Source organism: Rhizobium sp. CC1099 (genome assembly GCF_029714385.1).
Classification (GTDB): Bacteria; Pseudomonadota; Alphaproteobacteria; order Rhizobiales; family Rhizobiaceae; genus Rhizobium.
In genome coordinates this window covers 340810-354949 of the sequence record NZ_CP121641.1, presented here as the reverse complement: position 1 = coordinate 354949, position 14140 = coordinate 340810, and the positions used below count along the sequence as shown (strand labels likewise).

Annotated in this window: 16 protein-coding genes; 6 read left to right on the top strand and 10 right to left on the bottom strand. The window is 59.1% G+C overall.

Annotated features, from left to right (window positions below):
- Window positions 1–7 precede the first annotated feature (7 nt).
- The 7 genes from flgG to flgF form a co-directional block, all read right to left on the bottom strand.
- Complete coding sequence (flgG, locus tag QA644_RS01765) at window positions 8–796, bottom strand: flagellar basal-body rod protein FlgG (protein ID WP_022718690.1); 789 nt, start codon at window positions 794–796, stop codon at window positions 8–10.
- A 20-nt stretch (window positions 797–816) separates the two neighbouring features.
- Window positions 817–1146, bottom strand: a complete 330-nt coding sequence (locus QA644_RS01760) for a flagellar hook-basal body complex protein FliE (protein WP_074066679.1) — start codon at window positions 1144–1146, stop codon at window positions 817–819.
- Window positions 1143–1562, bottom strand: a complete 420-nt coding sequence (gene flgC / locus QA644_RS01755) for a flagellar basal body rod protein FlgC (protein ID WP_283070808.1) — start codon at window positions 1560–1562, stop codon at window positions 1143–1145. The genes QA644_RS01760 and flgC overlap by 4 nt, the downstream gene beginning before the upstream one ends.
- 4 nt (window positions 1563–1566) lie before the next feature.
- On the bottom strand, window positions 1567–1959 hold the full coding sequence (gene flgB / locus QA644_RS01750; RefSeq protein WP_074066678.1) for a flagellar basal body rod protein FlgB: 393 nt from the start codon (window positions 1957–1959) through the stop codon (window positions 1567–1569).
- 159 nt (window positions 1960–2118) lie between these two features.
- Window positions 2119–2676: a flagellar protein gene (locus QA644_RS01745; protein ID WP_239595520.1), complete on the bottom strand. Its 558-nt coding sequence runs from the start codon at window positions 2674–2676 to the stop codon at window positions 2119–2121.
- A gap of 2 nt (window positions 2677–2678) precedes the next feature.
- The gene (fliI, locus tag QA644_RS01740; protein ID WP_283070807.1) at window positions 2679–4085 is read right to left on the bottom strand and encodes a flagellar protein export ATPase FliI; all 1407 of its coding nucleotides are present in this window, start codon (window positions 4083–4085) and stop codon (window positions 2679–2681) included.
- A gap of 16 nt (window positions 4086–4101) precedes the next feature.
- Window positions 4102–4836 (bottom strand): flagellar basal-body rod protein FlgF, encoded by a 735-nt coding sequence (gene flgF / locus QA644_RS01735; protein WP_283070806.1) that lies wholly within the window; start codon window positions 4834–4836, stop codon window positions 4102–4104.
- A 247-nt stretch (window positions 4837–5083) separates the two neighbouring features.
- Between flgF and motA the strand changes: the two genes are divergently transcribed.
- The 6 genes from motA (at window position 5084) to QA644_RS01705 (ending at window position 10280) form a co-directional block, all read left to right on the top strand.
- Window positions 5084–5956 (top strand): flagellar motor stator protein MotA, encoded by an 873-nt coding sequence (gene motA / locus QA644_RS01730; RefSeq protein WP_022718683.1) that lies wholly within the window; start codon window positions 5084–5086, stop codon window positions 5954–5956.
- Window positions 5957–5962: 6 nt separating this feature from the next.
- Window positions 5963–6904, top strand: coding sequence for a FliM/FliN family flagellar motor switch protein (locus tag QA644_RS01725; RefSeq protein WP_283070803.1), 942 nt, complete (start codon window positions 5963–5965; stop codon window positions 6902–6904).
- A 64-nt stretch (window positions 6905–6968) separates the two neighbouring features.
- The gene (fliN, locus tag QA644_RS01720; protein ID WP_074066673.1) at window positions 6969–7556 is read left to right on the top strand and encodes a flagellar motor switch protein FliN; all 588 of its coding nucleotides are present in this window, start codon (window positions 6969–6971) and stop codon (window positions 7554–7556) included.
- A gap of 28 nt (window positions 7557–7584) precedes the next feature.
- Window positions 7585–8625: a flagellar motor switch protein FliG gene (gene fliG / locus QA644_RS01715; RefSeq protein ID WP_074066672.1), complete on the top strand. Its 1041-nt coding sequence runs from the start codon at window positions 7585–7587 to the stop codon at window positions 8623–8625.
- Window positions 8626–8754: 129 nt separating this feature from the next.
- A complete protein-coding gene (gene flhB / locus QA644_RS01710) occupies window positions 8755–9834 on the top strand; it encodes a flagellar biosynthesis protein FlhB (RefSeq protein ID WP_074066671.1) in 1080 nt (359 codons plus the stop codon).
- Window positions 9835–9839: 5 nt separating this feature from the next.
- A complete protein-coding gene (locus QA644_RS01705; RefSeq protein WP_194728970.1) occupies window positions 9840–10280 on the top strand; it encodes a hypothetical protein in 441 nt (146 codons plus the stop codon).
- A 56-nt stretch (window positions 10281–10336) separates the two neighbouring features.
- Here the strand turns inward: QA644_RS01705 and QA644_RS01700 are convergent, their stop codons facing one another.
- From QA644_RS01700 to fliF, 3 genes are all read right to left on the bottom strand, one after another.
- Complete coding sequence (locus tag QA644_RS01700) at window positions 10337–11086, bottom strand: helix-turn-helix transcriptional regulator (protein WP_074066669.1); 750 nt, start codon at window positions 11084–11086, stop codon at window positions 10337–10339.
- Window positions 11087–11095: 9 nt separating this feature from the next.
- Window positions 11096–11836: a helix-turn-helix transcriptional regulator gene (locus tag QA644_RS01695; RefSeq protein ID WP_283070797.1), complete on the bottom strand. Its 741-nt coding sequence runs from the start codon at window positions 11834–11836 to the stop codon at window positions 11096–11098.
- 585 nt (window positions 11837–12421) lie between these two features.
- Complete coding sequence (gene fliF, locus QA644_RS01690; protein WP_283070795.1) at window positions 12422–14113, bottom strand: flagellar basal-body MS-ring/collar protein FliF; 1692 nt, start codon at window positions 14111–14113, stop codon at window positions 12422–12424.
- Window positions 14114–14140 lie beyond the last annotated feature (27 nt).

The following is a 14140-nucleotide window of genomic DNA, read 5'->3' as shown; positions in this document are numbered from 1 at the left end:
TTCCTCTTTATTTCAGGTTCTTGCTGACGATGGAGGCCATTTCGTCGGCCGTGGTGATGACCTTGGAGTTCATTTCATAGGCGCGCTGGGCCGATATCAGCTCGGTGATTTCCTTCACCGGATCGACGTTCGAAGATTCCAGGTAGCCCTGCTTCATGTACGCAAAGCCCTCTTCGTCCGGCGTACCGACGACCGGGTCGCCGGAGGCCGGCGTCTGCTGGAAAAGGTTGTCGCCAAGCGGCTGAAGGCCGGCTTCGTTGACGAAACTTGCAAGCGTCAGCTGGCCGAGCGTCGTCGGATCCGTCTGGCCCGGGAGCTTTGCGGTGACTTCACCGGACCGGCTGATCGTCAGTTCCGTCGAACCGGTCGGGATCGTGATGCCCGGGACGACCTCATAACCATCGACGGTGACGAGCTGGCCCTGGTCGTTCTTGTTAAAAGCGCCGGCGCGTGTGTAGAGCGTTGTGCCGTCCGGGGCCTCGATCTGGAAGAAACCCTTGCCGATCAGCGCCACGTCGAGATCGTTGCCGGTCTGGCTGAGCTCGCCCTGAATGTGCAGGTTGCGGATCGCAGATGTCTGCACGCCGAGGCCGATATTGGCGCCTTCCGGAACGATCGCCTGATTGGCGCGGTTTGCGACGCCCTTGGCGCGTTCGGTCTGGTAGAGAAGGTCGGTGAACTCGGCGCGTGCACGCTTGAAGCCTGTCGTATTGATGTTCGCGATGTTGTTCGCGATCACTTCGAGGTTAGTCTGCTGGGCATCCATGCCCGTAGCCGCAATGGCGAGCGCTCTCATCGGTTCGTCCTTAAATCCAGTTACATCTGCATCTTGGTGACTTCGAGAAAGGCCGACACGACCTTGTCACGGATTGCGATTGCGGTTTGCAGGGTCTGCTCGGCCTGCAGCATGGAGTCGACCACTTCGCGGGTCGTCGCCGTGCCCTTGATGCCGGCGAAGGACATGCTTTCGGCGCCCTTCATGGTATCTACGGCCTGCGTTGCCATGTTTCCGAGAACGGCCGCAAAGCTCTGGTCGTTCTTGGCGCTTTCGGCGGCGGAAGGGGCCGTGGAGGAATTCTCGGTCGCAACGCTGCCGAGGCCGCGCGTTACGGAAAGAGAGCTAACGTTCTGTACGGTGTTGATCATTGTTGGCTCTTCAGGAGATCGATCGTGGAGGAGATCAGGTCGCGGGTCTGCTTGATGGTCTGCAGGTTGGCGTCATAGGAACGGTTGGCTTCGCGCATGTCCGCCATTTCGACCAGCATGTTGACGTTCGGCAGCTTGACGACGCCACGCTCGTCGGCGCCCGGATTGCTCGGATCGTATTCCGTCGTGAAATCGGATTCGTCGACGCCGAGCTTCTTGACGCCCACTGTCGTCACGCCGCCGGCGCGATCGACCTCCTCGCCAAACGTGATCGTCTTGCGGCGATAGGGATCGGCGCCGGGCGTATCGCCGGTCGAACGGGCGTTTGCGATGTTTTCCGAGACGATGCGCAAGCGCGTCGACTGCGCTTCGAGCCCGGAACCTGCGATCTTCATTGCTGCTGACAAGGGATCCACGACATTACTTCCTTACGGTCATCAACATCATTCGATGGAAGGAGCCCACCAAAGAGGTGTTCAACTCGTACTGACGCTTGATCTCGCCGGACTTGGACAGTTCCTCCGCGAGGCCGACGGTATTGCCCGATTCCTGCACGCCGATTTCCTGGTCGAGTGCAGCTTCCTTGACGTCGATGCCGCCGCTGGTGCTGAAATCGTTGCCGCTGAGATGCGCCGGATTGGTGCGGGCCATGGTGATATCGGCCTTGTCGAGCACGGCCTCGAAAGGCGTCACGTCCTTGGCACGAAATTTCGGCGTGTTTGCATTCGCGATATTGCCGGCCACAACCTCCTGACGGATCGTCAGCCATTCCGCCTGCCGCGAGGCCAAGTCGAAAAGTTGAATCGGTTGCATGGGAACTCTCCGTTTTTACTGAGAGGACCCTAGGGCGGCAATCTTGCGTCAGACTTACGGGGAATTTCGGCTTCGCGCCGAAGCTATCTTTATGGAAGCGCCAAAAGCAAAGAGACCCCGTCGCACGCGCGGAGCCTCCACCGATCACAGCAATCGCGATCAATTGTTCTGGTAGACTTCACCATTGGACGTGACGATCACCCATTTGCCGTCGCGCTCTTCCAGCGTGGCAAGACGGCTTTCGTCCGGGAGGATCGATCCGACGCGCACGACATACATGCCTGAGGAATCCTCAATCAGCGCGCGGCCGTTGGCGACATGCAGCAGCTTGAAACCGGAAACGGCTGGAAACGGCTGGTCGTCGGGCATGATACCCTTGTTGCTCTCCCTGCCGACATTCGAAACCGTCGCGGTCGTCAGCGGGTCGAAGGCAAGCGCGGGCTTCTTCTCCACCTCGTTCTTGTTGACCATCGCAAGCGGCGAGACGCTGAAAACGTTGCGTTCCGGCCAGTCCGGCAGGTCACGGCTCCGGTCACCTTGTTCGACTTTGATGCTGAACTTGTCCTCGTTGAAGAAGACATACCATGGGAAAAACGCCGCCGCACACGCGAGCGCAAGCCCGGTCACGGTCAGCACACGGTCGAGCATCAGCGCCTGCCGCTTTTCCAGTGGCTTCAAGGGAGCGATGCGCTCGTCATCATCGTCGAAAGTGGTCAAAGCTAGCCTCTGGGTCTCGTCGGGATCGTCGACGGCTGGTTCGAAATCCCGGCAGCCGTCTTGAGTGCTGCCGCCAGGTCAGCAAAGGCATCGGCCGACTCGCGGTCTCCCGGCGACTGTTTCAAAACATCGTAAATAATTGGTACCTGCTTGACCGCCATGTCCAAATCCGGGTCGGCCCCCGGTCGGTAGCCGCCGATCAAGCGCAGGTCGCGCGTTTCCTCGAAGCGATGGATCAGCGCCTTCAGGCGCGAGACCAGCTTTTCCTGATCCGGCGTCCAGGCCTTGCGGGCAAGGCGCGAAATGGAAGCCAGCGGGTCGATCGGCGGATAGCGGCCCTCCTCTGCAAGGCTGCGCTGCAGGACGATATGGCCGTCGAGAATGCCGCGCGTGGAGTCGGCGATCGGGTCGTTGTGATTGTCGCCATCGACGAGGATCGAGATGATTGCGGTGATCGTTCCTGTGCCTTCCGGCCCGGGACCCGCACGCTCGAGCAGTCGCGGCAGCTCGGTGAAAACGGATGCGGGATAGCCGCGGGCGATCGGCGGCTCGCCGGATGCCGTCGCCACTTCCCGGATTGCATGGGCAAAGCGCGTGACGCTGTCGACAATCAGGAGAACGTTGTCGCCCTGATCGCGGAAATGTTCGGCGATCGTCACCGCCGTCAACGGCGCCATCTTGCGCAGCATCGGGCTCTCGTCGCTGGTCGCGACAACGGCGATCGACTTCTTCATGTTCTCGCCGAGCGTATCCTCGATGAATTCGCGCACTTCGCGGCCGCGTTCGCCGACGAGCGCAATGACCACCCTGTCAAAGGCATTGGCCTTGGCGAGCATCGAGAGCAGCGTCGATTTACCGACGCCGGAGCCTGCGAAGATTCCGAGGCGCTGGCCGTGGCATAGCGGCGAAAAGATATCGATGGCGCGGACACCCGTCCGGAAGCCCTTCTCGACACGCTTGCGGGTCATCGAAGGCGGCGCGGTATTGGAAATCGAGCGGCGATCGAGGCCCTCAACGATCGGGCCAAGGCCATCGATCGGTTCGCAAAGCGAATTGATCGTCCGGCCGCACCAGCTTTCGGCCGGCGATATTCGAAAAGCTCCCTTGCGGATGACCGTGTCATGAATGCCGATCGGCTCACCCGGTTCGATCGGGCAGACATAGGCCAGTTCCGGCTCGACGCGGACGACCTCGCCGAGATGGATGCCGGTCGCCGACTTGTGGGCCACAAATTCGCCGAGACGGACGTGGCGGGAAAGACCGCTTACCGTATAGTGGCCGGCGGCGATCGTCTGGACATGGCCGCCATGTGCGACCGCATATTCCGGCTTGGTATAGCGGCTGACGAGGCCGGCCAGATGATCCAGCTTCGGCGAAAGCGCGTCTTCAGTCAGCGGCATGTTGGTCATCCGTCAAACCTTTCGCTCAACGGCTGCCACCCAGCGTCTTGATGGCCTCGTTGAAGGAGCTTTCGCTGTCGGCCGTCAGCGAGGCGATGCTCTCGAAGGCGCGGTTGACTTCGATCAGCTGGGTGATTTCGTGCATCGCGTTGACGTTGGAGTTTTCGAGATAGCCTTGCTCGATGCCGATATTGAATCGGTCGGTCACGGCCCGCGGCGTCTCCGTGGTCATGACGCCGCTGTTCTCATAGCGGAGGTAACCCTTGCTGATATCGGCTTCGAAGAGACCGAGCGAGCCAACCTGCCGGCCGCCCTGGTAGATCATGCCGTCATTGCCGACCTTGGGCTCACCGCCCGCCGAGTTCAGCTGAATCGGCGCGCCGCCAGCGTCGAGAACCGGGTATCCGCGGATCGAAACCAGCTCGCCCGTGTCCTTCATGGTGAACCGGCCGTCCTTGGTCAGAACCTGACCCGCCGGCGTATCCAGTGCGAACCAGGCGTCGCCCTTGATCGCAAAGTCCAGCATGTTGCCGGTGTGCTGCAGCTCGCCGCTGTCGCCGGATAGATAGTCATTGCCCTGCGAGACGAAGGCAACCTGTGCATTCAGCTTGTTGTCGGTGTCGCTCAGCAACTGATTGAACTTCACCTCCGTCCCGCGAAATCCGGTCGTGTTCACGTTCGCCATATTGTCCGCAATTGTCGTCAGGCGCTTTTCGAGTGCCATCTGGGATGACAAGGAAACATAAAGACCGGATTGCATGATAGGCTCCTGGCATTGGCGATGAACGGAACGAAGACCGGGTTCCTGTCATTTGTTCAACCACGGTTTCGCTGAGGCGGCATCTCAGAAACGGACGAATCGGTCCATTCGTCACCTTGAACCTGACGGCAAATCCTTGTGCGAAGCTGGCATGCACAATGCGGGCTCAAAGTGCCAACCATCAGCCTCACGCAAGCCAGCAACCCTATCCCTGAGGTTGAAAACAACGTTCAGGTTTGGACTGACGATGAATATCATTATCGGATTTGTGATTACCTGCGGCTGCATCGTTGGCAGCTTCATGGCGATGGGTGGCCATGTCGGCGCACTCTGGCAGCCTTTCGAACTCGTCATCATCGGCGGCGCTGGCCTGGGCAGCTTCATCATGGCTAACCCGATGAAGGTGGTGAAGGATTCCGGAAAGGCACTCGGTGAAGCCTTCAAGCATACGGTGCCCAAGGAGCGGAATTACCTCGATACGCTGGGTGTCCTCTATTCGCTAATGCGCGACCTGCGCACGAAATCACGCAACGAGATCGAGGCGCATATCGACAATCCGGCCGAATCCTCGATCTTCCTGTCAGCTCCGACGATCCTGAAGAACAAGGAATTGACGGCATTCATCTGCGACTACGTCCGCTTGATCATTATCGGCAATGCCCGCTCGCATGAGATTGAGGCTCTGATGGACGAAGAGATCAATACGATCCTGCACGACAAGATGAAGCCCTATCACGCCATCCAGATCATGGGCGACGCTTTCCCCGCGATCGGTATCGTTGCCGCCGTTCTCGGCGTCATCAAGGCCATGGCGCACATCAACGATTCGCCGGAGGTCCTCGGCCACCTGATCGGTTCGGCGCTCGTCGGCACCTTCCTCGGCATTCTGCTGTCTTATTGCCTCTGCTCGCCGCTCGTCTCCCAGATCAAGGTCGTGCGCACGAAGCAGCATCGCCTCTACGTCATCGTGAAGCAGACCTTGCTTGCCTACATGAACGGCTCCGTACCACAGGTGGCCCTCGAATACGGCCGCAAGACGATTTCTGCTTACGAGCGCCCATCAATCGACGCGGTCGAACAGGAAATGATGAACCCGGGTGGCGAGAACAAGGCGGCCTAAACGACCATGAGCAACCTTTCCCCTCAAAGGCCGGCAGTGGATCCGGTCCTTCTTGCGAAGCTGACGGGACGCCTCGGCGACCGGGCGACCATAGAAAAGCTCTGCGCTTCATTGTCGGAGGTCTATGGCGAATTCCTGCCGGATATCTTCAAGAGCGAAACCGGGCTGGACATCGCCGTCGCCTATCTCGGCTGCAGTTCCGGCCACAAGAACGATCTGATTGCCGACCTCGACACCAACGTGACCCTCGTCGAGGCGACGTTGCGCAACTGGTCGCAGAACATCACCTTTGCCTGCGGCAACAGCTTCGTCATCACACTGATGGAAAACCTGCTTGGGGCCGCGTCCGATACGATCGAGCAGCCGGCCGATAGGTCGCTTTCGGTCATCGAGCTTGAACTTGCGGTCATGGTTTTCGAGAAGATCGCCAATGTCTTCCGTTCCGCCGTCAATGCACCGGGCGGTTTCGAACCGAACCTTGAGCCGCCGCATCCCCACGAATTGCGCGGCCATCCCTCCAGCGATACGCCGGACGAATTCGCCTCGGCCATCAACATGTCAATCACGCTTTCGGGTATCACGTCCGAGTTCTCGGTGATCGTGCCCCAGGCGCCGCTCCTTAAGACGCAGATTTCCGCACCGAAGGCAACGAACCAGTCCACCAAGTCCACGGAATGGACCGAACAGCTCACCGAACAGGTCCACCGTTCGCATGTGACGCTCGACGCGAAAATCCGCCTTCAGGATCTGACGCTGCGCACCATCTCCAAGCTCGCGCCGGGCGATGTCATTCCGTTCCGCGACACTGGCGACGTCCGTGTCGAAGTCAGTGCCAACAGCAAGGAATTGTATGTGTGCGAGTTCGGGCGTTCCGGCGAAAATTATACTGTCCGGGTCAAAGATACGATCAGCTCCGACGACGAGCTCATCCGTCATTTAATGAATTAATCGGTTCCCCTCCCCTCGGCTGCGACGGCAGTTTGAGGCAAGTTTCAACTGGAATAGTGATTTCATGGCTACGAAGAAAACACAGCAGAACGACGATCTGTCACTGGAGCTTCCGGGCAACGAAGCTGACCTCGACCAGGCGATCGATGATCTCCGCGGAGTTCTGAAGCAGGATTCGGACGGCGGGCTTGCGGAGTTGGGCGAAGAAGCCGATGCATTCGGCGCCGGAACCGGCACCGATTTGTCGGCCTTCGGCGATTTCGGCAGCGATGGCGCAGCCGAGACATCGTTCGACAGCAGCGATTTCGGCGCCGGCGACTTTGGCGGCTCTTCGGATTTCGGTGATACCGCTTTGTCCGCGGCGAGCGCCGAACCGGCACCGCTCGGCAGCGCGCTGTCTTCGAACTTCGAACTGATCATGGACATTCCGATCGACGTCCAGATCATGCTCGGCAGCAGCCGCATGCAGGTTTCCGGCCTGATGAATCTCAACGAAGGCGCGACCATCGCCCTCGACAAGAAGATCGGCGAGCCGGTTGAAATCATGGTGAACGGCCGCAAGATCGCACGTGGCGAAATCACCGTCCTGGAGAATGACGACACCCGCTTCGGGGTTAAACTGATAGAAGTTTTGAGCACAAGAAAAGCCTGACCCCGGTTAGGGGCGGAGAGGTTAGACCATGATGGACTTTGACGATTTCGGCGGCGCACTTGCCGGGAAACCGTTGACCCAGGCTGAAAAGGCAGCGGCTGTACTCCTCGCTATGGGGAAGGGAGTCGCAGGCCGGCTATTGAAGTATTTCACCCAGGCCGAGTTGCAGACGATTATCTCCTCCGCGCAGGCTCTGCGGGCCATTCCGCCGGATGAACTTCTTGGCCTGGTAGCCGAATTCGAAGATCTCTTCACCGAAGGCGCCGGCCTTATGGACAATGCCAAGGCCATCGAGAGCATTCTCGAGGAGGGCCTGACTCCGGACGAGGTGGACAGCCTTCTCGGCCGCCGCACCGCGTTCCAGGCATACGAAACCTCAATCTGGGACCGTCTCGGCGAGGGCGATCCGGCCTTCATCGGCAAGTTCCTGCTGCGCGAACATCCGCAGACCGTCGCCTATATCCTTTCGATGATGCCGTCTTCCTTCGGCGCCAAGGTGCTGATGCAGCTTCCCGACAGCCGCCGCGCGGACATCATGAACCGTACCGTGAACCTGAAATCCGTCAGCCCCAAGGTCGCGCACATCATCGAAAAGCAGGTGATGACGCTGCTGGCCGAGGTCGAGGCCGAGAAGAATTCGATCGGCTCGAACAAGGTTGCCGAACTCATGAACGAGATGGACAAGCCGCAGGTCGATACCTTGCTAACTTCGCTGGAGTCGATCAGCCGCGAATCCGTCAACAAGGTTCGCCCGAAGATCTTCCTCTTCGACGACATTCTCTTCATGCCGCAGCGCAGCCGTGTCATGCTGCTCAACGATATCTCCGCCGACATTCTTACCATGGCTTTGCGCGGCGCGTCGGCCGAAATCCGCGAAGCCGTTCTCTCGTCGATCAGCCCGCGCCAGCGACGAATGATCGAATCGGACCTGCAGAGCGGCACTGTCGGCATCAATCCGCGCGAGATCGCCATTGCGCGGCGTGCTGTCGCCCAGGAAGCGATTCGGCTGGCAAATTCCGGCCAGATCCAGCTCAAGGAGACGGAGGGCGAAGCGCCGGCAGCCGCCTAAGCTTCTGCTTCTGTTGACAACCCGACGAGAGGCCGCTCACGGCGTTGATCGCGATGCACCACGAGACTACGCTTTTCGGAACGGGCCGCGCCTTGCCGCGGCCCTTTCCATTGATGGAGGGCCGCGAACTTGGCTGATGAAGACAAGGACAGCAAAACAGAAGCCCCGACAGCGAAAAAGCAGGCCGATGCGGCCGAGAAGGGCAATACGCCCTTCTCACGCGAAGTGCCCATCTTTGCCACCGTTCTTGCGACCTTCATCTATCTGACCTTCTATCTGCCCGACGGCATCAGCCGCGTCAGCGAATCGCTTCGCGACATCTTCGAGCAGCCGGACCAGTGGAAGATCGAGACCGGGCCGGACGCAATGTCGCTCTTCGTTCATCTCGGCTGGGTGAGCGCCGTGCTTCTCACGCCGGCCATGCTGCTGTTCATGATCTTCGGCGTCGTAGCATCCATAAGCCAGAATTTGCCCACTCCGGTTCTCGAACGCATCCGTCCGCAGCTGTCGCGCCTTTCGCCGGCCAAGGGCTTTTCGCGCATATTCAGCCTGCCCGGCCTGATCGAATTCGGTAAATCGCTGTTCAAGATCCTGATCGTCGGCGTGATCATGTTCTTCGTGCTGAAGAGCGAATATTTCAACGCGATCGATGCGATGTTCTCCGACCCGCAAACCTTCTTCGAGCGGACGATGACGATCATGCGCAAGATCGTGCTGGTCGTGCTTTTCGCGACAGCCGTCGTTGCGATCGCTGATTTCTTCTGGTCGCGGCATCACTGGTTCACCGAACTCAAGATGACGCGGCATGAAGTGAAGGAAGAAAACAAGCAGGCTCAGGGCGATCCCTTCGTGAAGGGCCGCCAGCGCTCGCTGATGCGAGACCGTGCCCGCCGCCGCATGATTGCCAATGTCGAACGCGCCACGCTCGTCATCGCCAACCCGACGCACTATGCCGTGGCCCTGCGCTACGTGCGCGAAGAAAACGATGCGCCAGTGGTTCTCGCCAAGGGTCAGGACCTCATTGCGTTGAAAATCAGAGAGATAGCCGAAAAGAACGGAATTCCGGTTTTCGAAGATCCGCCCCTTGCACGCTCCATGTTTGCGCAAGTCTCGATCGATAGTGTCATCCCGTCAGTATTCTACAAGGCAGTGGCGGAGCTCATTCACCGGGTTTACGCCGCCGACGCCAGGAACAAACGGGTAAGATAAGCCGAATGAAGAAATGCCCCTACTCTTCTCAGCGTGAAAGAATTCTTGCCGAAGCCATCAGCCCGGTTGCGACCGAGCTTCGGCTTCTCGACGCTTCGGATCTGATTTCGCTGCTGCGCTTCGAGTATTACGGCAGCATCGCCGATCTGGTGGCCTCGGCTGCGGAGCTCTTCTTTCATCCCGGCACGGTCAATTTCGGCCTTGGAGGCAATTACACGCTGGAATGGGGTGGCAAGCCGGAGGTCGTCCTCGATCTCGAGATCAAGCCGCATGGCGTGACGGTCTATGCGCAGCTGACCTTGGCGGAGGAGCATGCCGGCATCGAGATCAATCACATCGCCTTTCATGAACCGTCCGCCGATCCAGACGTGAACACGGCCTTTTTCGAACGCAGCCTGCGCGAAAGCCGGTACAATACCCGGCCGCTGCAGGCGCTAGCCGGCTGATCGAGCTTTCCAACATCAGGCATAAAGAGCCCGGCCGGTCCGCCGCGCCGGGCTTGTCAGCTGATGTAGCCTAGGCGAATTGCCTTGGCGATTGCCTGGATGCGATTGACCGAATCCAGCTTGATCGTCGCCGAGCCGAGGTAAGCATTGACCGTATGAACCGAGAGCCCGAGCTTGTCAGCTATCTCTTCGCTGATGCGTCCGTCGCCGGCAAGCTGCAGGCAAGCGATCTCGCGCTCGCTCAACGCTTCTGCCGCCGCCGCGCGGCGTTCGTCCAGCGAGAGCAGATCCATCATGATTTGGCAGCTACGGCCATGAAGCTCTACGATCATGTCACCGCCGGGATCAAGATAATCGCCGGTGAAGACGACGAAGCCATTTCCTGCAGCACCGAGCCGCACCGGAAAAGCGAGGCCTGAAAATGGCAAGATGCCGTCCTTCAGCCGCGCCATGAACGGCGCGAAATCGGCTGAACCGGGCGCGGCGCGATCATGGCCGCCGGCCCAGGACAGAGGCAAGAGTGATTTCTCGATATGGTCCAGCAGCGCATCGCCATAAGCGTCCACAAGGGCCTTGCTTGAGGCCGCCGCTGCCGAAGGTCCCCAGTTTTCCAGTTCGCAGACCAGGCGCTGCTTCGCCGGCAGACCTGAGCCGCTCATCCGGTAGACCGCAAAATTCTGGGCATCCGCCAGCTTCTGCATCGCGACCAGCCGCGGGAAAAGGTCGGAGCGGCTGCTTATCCTGTTGAAGCGCACGCTGCGTATGTGTTCCGTACTACCCATCGCCCTGCTTGACGAATGCCCCATAAATTCCCCTCAGACGAGATTATTTCTCACCGCAAACGCTATGGCCTCGGAGCGAGTTTTGGTCGCCGTCTTTCGCATGACGCTCGTAATGTAGTTGTTGATCGTATTGCGGGAGATGCCGAGGATCATCGCGATCTCATCGCTGGTTTTGCCCTCGGCGATCCAGAAGAGACATTCGAGCTCCCGCTCCGTCAGCTCAAAATCGCGCTCCGCCCGGGCGCCCCCGCACCGGAGCGAACTTGCGAGATAACTTGCAAGGAGTCCCACGTCCCGCAGCCGCTCCGGTGACAGGATGAAGCCGTCATCGAAGAGGAACATCAGCGACAGCCGCGAACGGCCGACATTTAACGTCAAGGAACAATACTGGCGGCTGGCGCCATCCGGCACGTCGGCATTGTCGGGCAGAAGAGCAAAATTTGGCTGGAAGAGCTGCATGCACTTTTCCAGCTCGGTCGTGCGTGCATAGCTGCTTGTCAGTGACGTCGCCAGGTCCTTCACGAGATCGAACGGCCAGTCCGAGGACACGATGAAATCGAGGCCGGCCTCCTGGATGAGGTCGGATCGCGCCAGCAGGTAATGCGACGCTCCAACGTAGTCGGTCAGGGTGCGAAGCGCGACCTGCAACCTCCCGCTGTCGGCAATTTCGCTGAGCTGCCCAATGAGCTCGGCGCGAGAGCAAAGATTGACGGCCTGGAGACCAACGAAATTCGCGGCCTGATTTTCGCCCTTAAGCAGTATGTGCATATCCATAGGCAACGTCCCGCGGCTGAGTGCCCGTTCCTGCAAGGCATTGTCTGCGCAGGGCCGACGCGGCCTGCGGCAATGACTAAACGAATCATCCAAGGGTAAGTCAGACGATAGAAACTACCATATCCGAGTTCTTGGGATTTACTCTTGCCGCTTTCCGTGCGCGTGATTCGCGCTCAGACATCGCTTGATTAGATGTCTGGAATCTATGGTGATTCTCTCAATATCGCAACACACCACTCCTTTTAGGCGAGTCACCATATAAGTAATTCTGCGCCACAATTCATATATACTTTAAACATAGCTAACAGTAATTCGAGTATCGAGAAAAAATCCGCCGCTGCGGCGCGTGACATATGAATATGTATTTACAGAACAAATTTTCGGCTTTAGCAGTCTTCCTACCAAGCTATTTCTTTTTATTTATGTAAGGAGAAACTTCCGCTTTCGCCTCGATCTGGAATAAATCGAGTGCCTTTTCAATCTTGTGTAAAATATGTCCCGCGCGGCAGCTTCCGATAACAAATCCGTGATCTGGCGAGCGGGCGGATGAAGACGTTAAAAAAGGCCGGTCTCCCGGCCTTTCGTTTAGGCGGCGTTGTCCACCGCCCATTTCCTGAGGATTTTCGCGGCGCGTTCCTCGTTGATCTCGACCATTCGCGCGAGCTTCCGCTCCGGGCCTTCCTTGACGCGGCGGTTGAAGTTTCCGTCGTCGTCGCCCAGGCTGAGCAGATCCTCCGTGCTGTCGAAGCCGAAGTCAGAACCGAAGCCGTCCATGAGCGCGCCGCCGGCAGCCGCTCCACCGGCCGGTGCGAAATCAGGCAGCTCCAGGCCAACGCTTTCTGAAGACGTGTCGCCGATGACTCCCGCACCGCCACCGCCGATGCTGCGCACCAGGGGCCGCACGCCCATCCAGACCACCACGAAGGCGACGCCCAGGAAGGCCAGCGAGTTGATGATGCCCGCCAGGTTGCGGCTCAGCATATCGAGGACGCGAACGCCGCCGGCGGCATCTTCGAGAAGCTGGTTCTCGAGGAAGTCCATTGCCGTCACCGTGACGACGTCGCCGCGATCAGCACTGATACCGGCTGCCGACGAGACGATCTTCTGCATCTCGGCGAGATAAGCATCGATCTTCGCCTGATCCGCAGGTTCGCCGACCATCTGGGCGATACGGCCCTTGTTGACGACAACGGCGATCGAGAGCTTCTCGATCTCGTAGCTGTTGCGCGTCGTGGCGGTCGTCTTGCTGTTGATCTCGTAGTTTGTCTGCTCTTCCTTCTTGTCCGACTTGTCCTGCGATTCCGGACTATTGCTGCCACCTTGCTCGGGGGCGGCCTGCGGAACGTTCTGCTCGACGGTCGTTGCGTTATCGGACTGCTTCTGCTGCGACTGCGAGGCTTCCTTGGTCGTGCGCACGGAGCGCTCCACCTTTGATTCCGGATCGTAGACGGTTTCCTGGATCTGCTGCGCATCCGTGTTGAGATCGGCGGTCACGCTGGAGCGGAAATTATCCATGCCGAGGAACGGAGCCAGCGCCTTGTCGATATTCGATTCGACTTCCTGCTGGACGTTCTGGACGATGTTCAGCGAGCGGTTCAGCGAGCTGTTGCTTGCCTCGTCGCCAGATGCGAGCAGCTGGCCGGCGGAATCAAGAATCGTCACATCATCGACATCAAGCCCCGGCACAGCCGAGGCGACGAGGTGGCGAATCGAGGTGGCGGCACTGCGGCCAGCCGCAGCGCTTGCGCGGATCATGACGGAGGCTGTCGGCTTCTGCTCCGCCTTACGGAAGTTTCCGACTTCCGGCATAACGATATGGACGCGAGCAGCGGTGATGCCTGAAATGGACTGGATGGTGCGGCCTATCTCGCCTTCGAGCGCACGCACGCGTGTGACTTCCTGCATGAAGGAGGTGAGGCCGAGTGAGCCGACATTGTCGAAGAGTTCATAGCCTGCATTCGCGCTGTTCGGTAGACCCCGCTCGGCAAGCAGCAGGCGGGCCTTGCCCGTCATGCCGGCAGGCACAGTAATACTTGAGCCGTCGGAACCGACCTGGAAGCCGATATTGGCTTCCGCAAGAGCCATGCTGATCTGGTTGAGGTCAGGGGTGTCAAGGCCGACATAGAGCGTTTCCTGCGCCGGCTTGTTGACGAAAAAGGCAGCAGCCAAGATAATTGCAATTGAAAAAACGCCAACGCCAGCGAGCGCCAACAAGCGTGTTCGCCCCAGCGAACCTAAGTTCTTAATGAGCTGAACTAATTGATTTAACAGATTCATTCTGTTCTCGCACGATCCGTCAAAGAC